Source organism: Bacillus sp. C1, assembly GCF_054570475.1.
In genome coordinates this window covers 18,131-31,878 of sequence record NZ_JBTMZT010000012.1, presented here as the reverse complement: position 1 = coordinate 31,878, position 13,748 = coordinate 18,131, and the positions used below count along the sequence as shown (strand labels likewise).

Below are 13,748 nucleotides of genomic sequence, written 5' to 3'. Positions count from 1 at the left end.
ATGGATATTCAGTTTGATTCCAATCCACTATTACTTTTTGTATTTCCTCAGTACTTAGCATTTGCGTTTTAAGAACCTTCTGATTAACATTCCGCACGATTTCTTCTAATAAAATTAAATAATGGCTAATAAACCTTTGAATTGTCTCTCTCTTAAATAGATCTGAGCAATAGTCAACCACACCTATTATTTTATCTCCTTTTTCTTCCAACGACATACTTATATCAAAAAGTGATGTATTTCCCTCTATATTAATAGCTTGGATACTTAACTCTGTAATTTTATCAACGGTCGTAATTGGCTGATTTTGAAAAGCAAACATTATTTGAAATATGGGTGAATTACTTAATTCTCTCTCCGGTTGTATTTCATTAACTAACCTCTCAAATGGTATATCCTGTCCTTCATAAGCTTCTAAAGTTACTAGCTTTATATTATTTAATAGCTCTTTCCAGCTCATTGACGAATTTAATTTTGTACGTAGCGGTAATGTATTCACAAAGAAACCAATTAAGTTTTCAATATCTTTATGATTTCGATTAGCTATAGGAGTCCCAACTATAAGATCCTCTTGTTCTGTATACCGAAACAATAATCCTTTAAAACCAGTTAATAGAGTCATAAAAAGTGAAACACCATGTTCTTGACTAAACGCTTTTAATTTCGCAGCTAAATTTTCCTCGATTGTAAAAGAGAGCTGCTCTCCTTTAAAGGATCTTGTTTGAGATCTCATATAATCGCTTGGCATATTTAATATAGGAAGTTCACCACTTAATTTCTCCTTCCAATATGCTAATTGTTTCTGCAAATTCCCCTCATTTTGTTTTCTTTGCCAGTATGCAAAATCTTTATATTGAATAGGTAATTTAGGCACATGAGAAATCGTATTTTTACCATAAGATTTATAATAGCTAAATAACTCTTCTTCAAATAGTTTTATAGACCAACCATCTGTCACAATATGATGCATACTAACAACTAAAAAATATCTGTTTACATCTAATTGATATACTTTTGCTCTAATTAAAGGACCTTCTGCTAGATTAAAAGGCTGATTTACTTCTTCTGCAGCTAACCGTCTAGCATACTCAAAAACCCTATCGTTACATATATGACGTAAATCAACATATGAAACTGGTGTATATGATTCTAAAGCCATCACTTGGACGGGGGTTCCATCAACTTCTTGAAAAGTTGTTCTTAATATTTCATGTCGATTAACAACAAAATTCAAGCTAGCTTCTAGTAAGGAAATATCTAATTCCCCTGTAATTGCAATTGAATAATCTAAATTGTATACAGAATTCCCTGGCTCCATTTGATCAAAAAACCAAATACGCTCTTGTGAGAAAGATAAAGGGTATTCCTTTTCTCCCTCTATAGATAGGATTTCATCATTTAATATAAAACGTTCTTTTAAGAGTTCTTTATCTAGTTGCTTACAGTAATATTTCAAAACCGGATATTCAAATATTCCACGAAGAGGTATTTCAATATTAAATTTTTTTCGGACACGTGATATAACTTGGGTCGCTATAAGAGAATGCCCTCCTAGATGGAAAAAGTTATCTTCTCTACCAATATGTTCGTAACCAAGTACCTCACTCCAGATTAGAGCCATTTGTTTCTCTGTTTCTGTTTCAAGTGTATTACATTCAGAATGATTAAACTTTTCTAAATCAGGATCTGGTAATATAAGACGATTGATTTTCCCACTAGGAGTTAAAGGTATCGCATCCAATTGTACATAAAATCTAGGAATCATATAATCTGGTAACTTATCCACTAAAAAGGATTCTATTTCTTCATTTTTGATTTGTTTCAGTCCATCTGTAACATAATAAGCAATAAGATACGGATAGCCGGATGCATTATTTTTCGCTTCAACTACTACTTCTCTTATGCCTAGAAATTGATTGATTATCGATTCAATCTCACTAGGTTCAATTCTATATCCCCTAATTTTTAATTGGTTATCAATTCTACCCAAAAATTGAATATTACCATCAGATTTATAACGTACTAAATCACCAGTTTTATACATCTTTTCATCTGATTCTAAACAAAAATGGTTTTCAATAAATTTCTCTTTCGTTAATTCTGGTTGATTTAAATATTCTCTAGCTAAGCAATCCCCAGATATATATAATTCTCCCGCAACACCTTGGGGAACCAATTTAAAGTTTTTATCCAACACATATAGTTTAGTATTACTGATTGGTCTACCGATTGGTGGCAGATTATCCTCTTTATCAACATCCAGTATAGTATATGACGTAACAACATGAGTTTCCGATGGACCATAATGATTATGTAATACACAATCTTTCATGCCTTTTATCCAACTACGGATCTTAGAATTAAGTTTTAGCTGTTCACCTGTAACAATAATTTCTTTCAAGTTAAATTCTAACGGATCAACATGATTAGAGACTTCACATAATTGTTGAAATCCAACATAAGGAAAACTCGCTCTTTCAATTTTTTGTTTTAAGATTAATTGCAACAACAAATATGGATCTCTTATACATGATTCATTAGGAATAACTAATGTTCCGCCTGATTGAAATGTTGAAAAAATCTCTAAACAGGACATATCAAAATTCAAGCTAGAAAATTGAAGTGATTTAACTTTACCTGGATAAATCCATTTCTTATCCTGCCACTCAATTAGATTGACTATGGCTTGATGAGTCATTCCAATTCCCTTTGGTTTACCAGTAGATCCTGATGTATAAGTTAAATAAATTAGATTTTGAGGAGTAACGTCGTTTTTTACATTTTGATCTGTTAAAGTCAATTGACCCCAGATTTTATCCAAATAAATTTTATTTACAGTATGAAACTTTGAATATCCATCCAGTTCACTATGCGTCAATATAAGGAATAGATTAGATTCTTTCCTCATATATTCTAAACGTTCAACCGGATAATTTGGATCTAAAGGTACATACATTCCGCCTGCTTTTAAAATTCCAATGACCGCAATTACCATATCGATAGACCTTCTCATATAAATACCTACACCCATATCAGAGCTGACACCTTGTTGTTTTAAATACATAGCAAGAGCATTTGCACGTCGATTCAATTCTCTATATGTGATTTTTTGATCCTCATAAATAATTGCTACATCGTCAGAATACTGATTCACCTTTTCTTCAAATAACTCATGTAAACATTTCTCATCTGAGTAGATGAATGTTGTCTCATTCCATTCATCTAATAGAAGATTCTTTTCTTCTTCTAAAAGAAAAGAAATATCTTTGATGCTTAAATCTGGGTTCCTCACAATCACTTCAGTTAACTTCTGATAATGCCCTATCATTCTATCTATCGTTTCCTTATGAAATAAATCTGTATTATATTCGAGTATCCCGTATAACCCCTCATCCTTTTCTACAAATTCCATCTGAAGCTCAAATTTTGCCGTTTTATTATCAAAATCTATAAAATTAGTTTGTAACCCCTTAAAAGCTATTTGATCTGGTGCCTCATAAAAATTAAACATAACTTGAAACAGCGGGTTTTTATTCAAATCTCGTTCAGGTGCTAACTTTTCAACAATTTTTTCAAATGGTAAATCTTGATGGGAATACGCATCTAAACAAACCTTTTGTACACGTTCTAGCAATTGACGGAAGGTTAATTCCCAAGATACATCTGTTCTTAAAATAAGAGTATTAGCAAAAAAACCAATAATATCCTCTAATTCCTTATGGCTACGATTGGCAATAGGAGTTCCTACCAAAATGTCATTCTGGTTAGAGTAACGAGATAGTAGCAATTTAAAGATTGCTAAAAGAGTCATAAAAATAGAAACACCTTCTTTATTACTCAAGCTTTTTATCTCTCGATATACATCCAAATTTATATAGAACGGAACAATTGCTCCATTAAAGCTTTGTTCTTTTTTAAATTTGTCATAAGGTAATGGAATCGGATGAATATCACCATTTAATTTTTCTTCCCAATATCTTAATTGACGATTATATTCTTCACCTTCCAATAATTCTCGCTGCCAAAAAGTATAATCTGCATATTGAATTGATAATTCCGATGATTCATTCGAGTTTCCAGTCCTATTACTTTCATAAAGAGACGAAAGTTCTTTAAAGAAAACTCCTGCAGACCATCCGTCAAAACAAATATGATGAACATTAAAAATAAAATAATGATTTTCATCATCTAAAGAAATAATTTGAGCACGGACATTAGGTCCCTTTTGAATATCAAAAGGATTTTGTATTTCCTTTTCAATTATTTCTAAAGCTACCTTCTCACGTTGTTCTAATGACAAATAATTAAGATTTATATCTGGAATATCAATTTGATACTCTTCTTGAATAACCTGAACTGGAGTTCCGTCTATTTCTTGAAATATAGTTCTCAAACTTTCATGCCTTTTGATTAGCATCAAAGTACTTTTCTTTAAATGTTCAATATGAAGGTTACCTTTGAAATGAATAACATAAGGAACATTATAAAAATGATTGTTAGGATATAATTGGCTTAAAAACCATAGACGTTTTTGAGCATATGATAATGGAATCGTTCCTTCTCTCGGATATGGTTTTATTTTCTCGCTAGAATCATTACCGTTTCCTTGAAGCAACTTCCGAAGTAAAGTTTTTTTTACCTCGGATAATTCATTTTTATTTCCACTTGATTTCACCACTATCTCCCCCTCATTAGAATCAAACATTTTTATTTAGCAACTCATATGCTTCTTCATCAGTCATATTTTCAATTTTATTAATTATTTCACTCTCCAATTCTTCTGATAATTGTCTGATTGTTGGTTTAGTAAATATCTCTCGTAATGGGATTTCAATTTTATATTGTCTACGAATACGTGATACTACTTGTGTAGCTAGTAAGGAGTGCCCTCCCAGATTAAAAAAGTTATCATCTACACCTATATCATCTAATTGCAAAAGTTCTTTCCAAATATTAGCTATCACTTTCTCCACCATTGTTTCCGGTGGAACAAGTATGACATCATGAACATACATTTGTCGGTCTACAGCTGGCAGCTTTTTACGATCAAGTTTTCCATTTTCATTCAGAGGAAATGTATCAAGAAATAATAAGAATGAAGGAACCATGTATTCAGGCAATTCATTCCTCAGATAATTTCTTATTTCTTCTGTCTCTAAATTTTGAGGTGATAATTGTTTATTTGGAATAACATAAGCTATAAGCCTTTGTAACTCCTCAGTTTCTTTTTGTAAGACAACTACTGCGTCTTTAACTAAGAAATGTTTAAGTAGTGTTGCTTCAATTTCTCCTAATTCTACACGCATCCCACGGATTTTAACTTGATTATCATCTCTTCCAATGAATTTAATTGAACCATCTTGAAGTAAATATCCACGATCTCCAGTCTTGTACATTTTTTCATCTTCTATAAATGGATTTTGTATAAATACGTTCTTTGTTTTCTCTTCATCCTTTACATATTCTCTCGCTAATCCAACTCCTGCTAGATATAAATCGCCCGTTACACCAATAGGAACTGGTTGAAGATATTCATCCAGTATATATACCTCGTTATTATCAAATGGTTTTCCTACACAGACAGCTCCATGATCTTGACTATCCTTAAGATTACAAGTGTAAATAGTTGAATCAATTGAAACTTCTGTTGCCCCCCATGTATTATGTAAATTTCCCGGCATCTTTTGATAGAATTTTTCTACTGTTTTTGGGGATAATGCCTCTCCACTCGATATACAATTTCTCAAAGAACTGAGATACTTTCGATCCTCAAGGTGTAGTTCATCAAGTACCATATTTAGCATACTTGGAACAAATTGAAGATGAACAGTATGATAAAAAATAGCTGCATTAATTATTTCCCTTGGATCTCTATGCATTCCTGGATTCATTAATGCAATCCTTCCTCCAGTAATTAAAGGCCAAAAAAATTCAACTGCCGAATCATCAAAAGTTAAGGTGGTTTTTTGAAGCACTGTTTCCCCAGCCTTCAAATTAAACTTATTCTGCATCCAATTCATACGATTTACCCAACCTTTGTGAAGATTAGCAACACCTTTTGGCTCACCTGTTGATCCGGAAGTGTAATAAACAGAGACCAAGTGCTCCGGAGTAACAGCTACTTGAGCCTTCTCAGTGGATACCTCATTCATATCATTCCATTCAGAATCAAGAAAAATAATTTCCGCTTCTTCTATTGAGAGATTTTTTTGTAAAGATTTTTGTGATAAACAAATATCACATCCGGCATTACTTATAATTTGCCTTACCCGGGCATTTGGTGCCTCTGGATCAAGCGGTAAATATGCACCTCCAGCTTTTAGAATACCTACTAATCCAATTACTAATTCGACTGACCTTTCCATACAAATTCCAACAATCTTATCTGGTCCGACTCCTTTTTTTATAAGAAGTTGTGCTAACTGATTAGCTTTCATATCTAATTCTTTATATGTTAATTCTTTTGTACCAAAAACGACAGCGCTTACATTCGGCGTTCTCTGAACTTGTTCTTCAAAAAGTTCATGCAGACATTTATTTTTTGGAAATGAAACTTTTGTTTGATTCCACATTTTTAACTGTTGATGTTCTCCTTCTGCTACCATTTCCAATCTAGCGATTTCTTTTGTCGGATTAGATAGAACATCTTTTAGTAACACTCTAAAATTATCTATAAAACGCTGAATTGTTACTGAATTAAATAAATCTGTATTATATTCAAATACGCCATCGTATTCTCCATTACTTTTTTCAGTTAAAAAGAGTGTTAATTCATACCTTGAAGTTTTGTTGTTGATTGGAATAGGTGATACAGACACCCCTTGTAAATTTAAATTTTCTTCTAATTTATTTTGGAAAGAGAACATAACTTGAACTAAAGGAGCATGTTTCAAATCTCTCTTAGGTTGAAGTTCCCTCACTAATATTTCAAAAGGTACATCTTGATTACTATAAATCTCTAAACAACGTTCTTTCATTTTGTGTAAAAAACTCACAAATGTTTCATCTTTTTTATAACGACTTCTTACAACGATTGAATTTACAAAGAAACCTATAATATTATTTAAATTAGGATAATGACGATTTGCAATTGGAGACCCTACTAAAATATCTTCTTGACCAGAATATCGATGTAACATAAGATTGAATACTGCCATCATAAACATGTAGTCAGAGACTTCATATTCTTTTGTTAATTCTTTTATTTTTTTTACCAAATCAGAATCTAAAGTAAAATATAATTTATTTCCATTATACGTTTGCTCTACTTTTCTAGGATAATTTATTGGTAGTTGTAATACAGGTAGTTCGCCCGATAGTTCACTTTTCCAAAAAGAAAGTTGTTTTTCTAAAACACCATTTTCTAGCCACATTCGTTGCCAATTAGAAAAATCAGAATAGCTAACAGGCAACTCTTCAAGGTCACAAACTTTATTCTTAGAGTAAGCATCGTATAAAACTTCTAGCTCTTCAAGGAAAACTACAGTTGACCAGCCATCTGTAATAATATGATGCATATTTAGATAAAAAATCCATTCCTTATCCTTTATTTTAAAAACCTTTACTCTTAATAATGGAGGTATTTTAAGATTAAATGATTTCTGAGCATCCTCTAATATAATGTTCTGAGCTGTACTCTCCTTTTCAATTTCATTACTCAAATCTATAAAATCCATATTAAGATAGATTGAATTCGCAATATTCTGAACAGGTTGTTCCTTATATACTACAAAATATGTTCTTAAAGATTCTTGTCTTGCGATAATTTTATTTAAAGCTAACTCTAATGCTTTAACGTTTAATTCCCCATGTAAACGAAAAGCTATTGGTTCATTATAAGCTGCTTGATTTAAATCCATTTCTTGTAGTAACCACATTCTTTCTTGAGCATAAGACATTGGTAGCTGTTTATTATCACTTTGAGGTGTTATACTTTTTTTGTTTTTTATACTATACGAATTATGTTGAAAATAATTAGCTAAATTAGATACACACTTTAATTCAAATAATAATTTTAAAGGCACATCCTGATCTAGCAAGACACGAATCATATTCATTACTTGTGTCGCAGATATAGAATCTCCTCCAAGATCAAAGAAACTATCTCTAGTCCCTATTTTTTCTACGTTCAATACTTGAGAAAAAATACTTGTCAATTCCTTCTCTAAATTTGTTTGAGGAGCGACATACTCCGTTTCTAATATAGGTCGAATCATATCTGGAATAGGTAATGCTTGTTTATCAATTTTGTCATTTTGATTTAAAGGAAATTTATCTAACAGATAGATATAATGTGGACACATATACTCAGGTAAATAATTTTTCAAATGTCTTTTTATTTCATTAGTAGTAACTGATTTACCGTCATGCAAAACTACATAAGCAACTAGTCTTTTTACGCCGGGTATATCTTCACGTAGAAGGACTATCGATTCCTTTACATTTGCTTCTCTTCTCATTACGCTTTCAATTTCCTCTAACTCAATTCGAATACCTCTTATTTTAATTTGATTATCGACTCGACCAGCAAATTTAATCGATCCATCTTCTCTGTAATATCCTTTATCTCCTGTTTTATACATTTTTTCCCCTAGAAAAAAAGGATCCTCTATAAACATTTGGTCTGTACGTTCTGAATCATTTATATACCCTTTCGACACTCCAACGCCACTCACATAAAGGTCACCTACTCCGCCTTTACATACAGGTTGAAGTTTTTCATCTAAGATATATACACGTACATTATCAAATGGTTTTCCTATACTAATAGTACCCTCTTCATTTTTATCTTCTTCTGAACAAGCATGTATCGTAGCATCAATTGAAACCTCTGTAGCGCCCCATGTATTGTATAATATGCCAGGCATCTTTTCCATATAACGTCTTACAATACTAGGAGTAAGAGGATCAGCACCAGCAAAGACTCCTTTTAAATTCGATAACTTTAATCTATCCTTCTCTTCGACTACATCCACTATTCTGCTTAACATACTTGATACAATGTACATATATTTTACTTTATATTGAATTAATGCATTTACAATTTCTCTAGGATCACGATGTAATCCAGGTTCCATTAATGCAACTGTCCCTCCAACAGCAAGTGGCCAAAAAATTTCTATAGACGAATCATCGAATGCTATTGTTGCTTTTTGTAAAACGGTTTCTCCTAATTGCAAAGGATAGGCTCTTTGCATAGCATTAATTTTATTAACATAACCTCTATGTACATTTCCTACACATTTCGGTTTTCCTGTTGTACCAGAAGTGTAATAAACTGATACAAGTTGCTCTGGTGTTACAACTGTACTAACTTTTTCAGTAGACATTGTGTTTAAAATGTCCATAATTTCATCCATAAAAATATAGTCAATTGCAAGGTTAAGAGGGAGATTAGATTTTAATTCCGATTCAGAAAAACATAGTGGAGCCTGTACTTCACTTAAAATTTGTTGGATTCTAGCCTTTGGTGCATTTGGATCAATAGGTAAATATGCACCTCCTGCTTTCAATATTCCCATAAGTACTACAACTAAATGAATAGAACGATTCATACATAAGCCTATCGGTGTATCTTTACTAATGTTGTATCTTTGTAAATATTGTGCAATTTGATTGGATTGCTCTTCTAACTCTCTATATGTAATACTTTCTTGTTGTTTTACAACAGCTATTTGGTCAGGTGTTTTTTGTACCTGATTTTCAAATAATTGATGCATACATACTAAAGGATAATCTACTTTTGTTTTTTGCCATTCCATTATGTCTTTATAATTTTTCAAGAATTCTCCCCCGTTCCTTCTTTAAAATTTTGATTACATTGACCTGACATAAGTTCTATATGCGTTCTTTCAAAGGATTAATTTGAATCCCTTTAATAGCTTTTATCATTCTTTTTTTAGTTTCATCATGTGTTAAACCCGTTACCATAACAAATCCTAACCTATCAGAAAATGATTTTGGTCTATGGATTTGCATCCCTACTTCTACATTTAATGTCACACTCTCAACACCAGCACCAGCGCTAACTTCTTCAATTCCTCTTATCTCTTTTATTAATTCATCTTTTTTACTTAAGATAAATTGAATACCTGCATATCTTTTGATATCTAAATCGAAATGAGAAGGACCAGTTGTAAAACATCTTACTTGTTCCTCAATCATATCAATATTAGTTACAAGACGTACTAACTCCGGAATCATACCACCTGCAAGTCTTGCATTAATCTCAATAATTTTACACCCGTCTGTTGTCCATTTAACCTCAGTATGTGTGGCCCCATTTTTCACTCCAACAACTGACAATGCATTTTTTACGGTTTCAAAAATCCCTTCTTTTATTTCATTCGATATTAAAGCTGGAAAAATATGCCCCTCTTCAACAAAATAAGGTCGACCTGCTACAAATTTTTCAGTAATACCAATCACTGTATGTTTCCCTTTCCAGGAAATCACTTCAACACTAAATTCAGGAGCATCTATAAACTCTTCAACAAGAACCGTTGAAGCTGTTTTTTGCCCTCTACCATTTTTAGTTTTTTGTAAAATTAATTTCACTTGTTCAACTGCCTCACCAAAAGAATTACATAACAATACATTATTAGAACCGCTTTCATCTACAGGTTTAATAATACAAGGTAAACCAATTTCCGTAATAGCTCCCTGAAGCTGCGCTTGTCCATCAATAATTTTAAAATGTGGTTGACCAATATTATTTTGCTTTAAACATTTTCGAGTCAGAGATTTATTTCTACATATTTGCATGCTTCCTAGAGAATTTCCTGGTAAATTATATATAGTAGCAAGTTCTGCAACCGTTTCAAGGTAATATTCACTTGTTGTTAAAATACCAGCCAATTCTTGATGTGGAATTTCAAGATTTATAGAATTTTGTATATCACATACCTTATTTGTATCGCAAACAATGATTTTACATCCTGTATCTTCAAGTCCCAAATAGCGACTCGGTTTATTAGTAATTAATATTGGAATGAAGTTCATAGCGTAAGCTTTCTTTAAGGCCATCATTCCAGTTCCAGTTGTATTCGACTCAATGAATAATAATTTCTTTGGAGGCATTGTTCTTCACTTCCTTTAAATTTGAATAAGACCAAGAGGATACCGTTGTTCCATATGAAACAAATTTCGGATCGAGTGGCAGACCAATATTTTGCATTCCATTTTTTTCACGATAATCTCCATTAAAAATCGTGTGTACATAACGATCCCCTCTATCTGGAAAAATTGCTAAGATGTTTACTCGATTATCCGTTTGTTTACTTAACCATCGTGCAACGGCATACACAGATCCAGAACTATTACCTGCAAAAATCTGTTCGTTATTAGCTAACTGTAAAGTCGCTGAAAAAGCCTCTTCATCATTAAGCCAATGAACCTCGTCTATTATACTGAAATCCACGTTTGGTGCTACTAAGCTATTTCCTAATCCTCCTTGTAATCTATGGGGATAATCTGGTTGATCAAAAATCACACTTCCAACAGCATCCACAGCTACAACTTTTAAGTTCTTATTTTTCTTTTTTAGTCCTCTGGCTATACCAGATATTGAACCGCCACTTCCTACCGAACATACCAATATATCTATTTTTCCTATGTCATGTGTTACTTCTTGTACCAATTCATCATAAGCCGATGGATTATCCGGATTCTCATACTGTCTAGGCCAAAATGCATTAGGATATCGTTCTAACAAAGAGTTAAGTTTTGTTAATCTAGCTCCTTGCCACCCTTTATTATCCATTTTATCTACGATATGCAATTCACAACCAAGTGAGGTTAACTTTGCTTTTGTAATCATATCAATACGTGGATCGGTTACAATATGCACCTCATGATTTAATGCCTTACCAACTAAAGCAAGCCCACAGGCCATTGTTCCAGATGAACTTTCTATAATAGGGGCATTGGGTTTTAATAATCCTGCTTCTTTTGCTCTTAAAATAATTCGTTTTGCAACTCTATCCTTCATACCGAATGGATTTAACAGTTCTAATTTTCCAAAAACATTACCTTCAGCCATTTTATTATTCAATTTTAATTTGACTAATGGCGTATCTCCGATTGCGCTTATCATTTGATTAACACCTCATTGTGTATATTATCATGGGCCCAAAATATCCTTTTAAACGACAATAGTGAAAAATATATACTTAAATAATAGTGATAGCCTATTAAACAATTGTCAGCAATTAAGTTTAAAAATTTTAGCCACTAAACCTGAAACTATAATTAGAATATTCGTTTTATCCCATTGATTAAATGTGTTCATCATATTTGTGATACTGATTTTTTAATATACTCTTCTCTTTTATTCCATTGTTCTTCAATATCTTTATACCGTTTTTCTTGTTCATCCATAAGTATTTTTATATCATTTGGGTTGGTCGAACCAATGTTTTTTTTGTTTTCAATGTTATGTGTAACATCAAAAGCACTCTTTAATTGCTCTCTTGTGAGTTTAATTTGAAATCCGTGTTCTAAGCCGATTTCCTTAAGTACACTTACATCTACATGTTCTGGTCTAAAACCAGTTTCCACCATTTTCAATATATATTGCCCAGCAATAACTTGAGCACGACGGTATGGTATTCCACTAGATAAAGTAAGCTTATTGGCTAAACTAAAACCACCAAAGAATTCCTCAGTACAAACATCGAGCATTCTCTTTTCATTAAATGTTAGATTATCTAGAGTAGTTTTTAGCAAACGAATTATCGATTTAAAAGTCTCAAACATTGTAATCACATGCGTACTCGCTTCTTTAGAAACTTCAACCAAATTAGAGTAAGCTGTATTGCGTTGTCCTAGCACAAAGTCAGAATAAAATGCGTGCAAATGCGCTGTTTTCCCTCTTATCCTCTCAAGAATAGGAAAATTCTTCTTTTGAGGCATTGCAGATGATATTCCTGACAATTGATCTGGTAAATCAATAAATTTATATTCACTACTCCCCCATTGTATTAAATCTGTAACAAATCGACTTAAAAAAACACCAAAATTGGACAGTTCTGATGAAATTTGTAAAATCCAATCACGTGAGGCTACTGCAATTAAACCGTGGTTACGAGGTTCTAAAAAACCTAAAAGCATAGCCATTCTATTCCGATCCCAGTCAAGCTCTCCACCAGCCATAGCACCAGCACCAAGTGGACATTTATTCATTTCATCATAAACACTTAATAACTTTTCCATAACCAACAATACTTGTTCATTGACTGCAGCCAGATAGAAACCTGGTGTAATAATTTGCGCAGCTTGATAGTGTGTGTATCCAGGCATAGGTAAATATACTGTTTCTTTTGCTAGCTTATAAACAGAGTTTGAAAGATCCCTCATATCCTTTATTACTTGTAATAATTGTTCTCTCCCAAACATAATCTGTGCACAAGATTGAAAATCATTTCTACTCCGATCAATATGCCATGCTGGTACCTCTTCTTCTAGATTTTGTTCTACAAATCTCTCTATTGCAAAAGCAATATCTGACATATTAGCGGTAGGATCTGGGTTAATACTTTCTTTTGTTACTTTATCTAAAGTTTTCATTATCATTTCTTGATTCTCATCAGTAATTAATTCCAAACGTTTATATTCCGTAAGTAATACCTTCTCTATAGCGACATAATGCGAAAGATAATATTCTAATTCATAAATAAATTGTGGCTCTAATACTTCTTGGTGTAATACCTCACTAGGCCCTATTTTTATTCTCCCTGTTAAGTTCACTA

Annotated in this window: 4 protein-coding genes and 1 pseudogene; all 5 read right to left on the bottom strand. The window is 32.4% G+C overall.

Features of this window, described 5'->3' with window-relative positions:
- Positions 1 to 46: 46 nt before the first annotated feature.
- Positions 47 to 4,705, bottom strand: a pseudogene (locus ACX5JI_RS21995) (amino acid adenylation domain-containing protein); the annotation flags it as partial.
- Positions 4,698 to 9,782: a non-ribosomal peptide synthetase gene (locus ACX5JI_RS21990; protein ID WP_459503152.1), complete on the bottom strand. Its 5,085-nt coding sequence runs from the start codon at positions 9,780 to 9,782 to the stop codon at positions 4,698 to 4,700. The gene ACX5JI_RS21990 and the pseudogene ACX5JI_RS21995, both read right to left, overlap by 8 nt.
- 55 nt (positions 9,783 to 9,837) lie before the next feature.
- Positions 9,838 to 11,079 carry an ATP-grasp domain-containing protein gene (locus ACX5JI_RS21985; protein WP_459503151.1) on the bottom strand — a complete coding sequence of 414 codons (1,242 nt, stop codon included), beginning with the start codon at positions 11,077 to 11,079 and terminating at the stop codon, positions 9,838 to 9,840.
- Positions 11,051 to 12,094 (bottom strand): cysteine synthase family protein, encoded by a 1,044-nt coding sequence (locus ACX5JI_RS21980; protein WP_459503150.1) that lies wholly within the window; start codon positions 12,092 to 12,094, stop codon positions 11,051 to 11,053. The genes ACX5JI_RS21985 and ACX5JI_RS21980 overlap by 29 nt, the downstream gene beginning before the upstream one ends.
- Before the next feature lie 194 nt (positions 12,095 to 12,288).
- Entirely contained in the window at positions 12,289 to 13,746 is a 1,458-nt protein-coding gene (locus tag ACX5JI_RS21975; protein ID WP_459503149.1) for an argininosuccinate lyase, read from the bottom strand.
- Positions 13,747 to 13,748 lie beyond the last annotated feature (2 nt).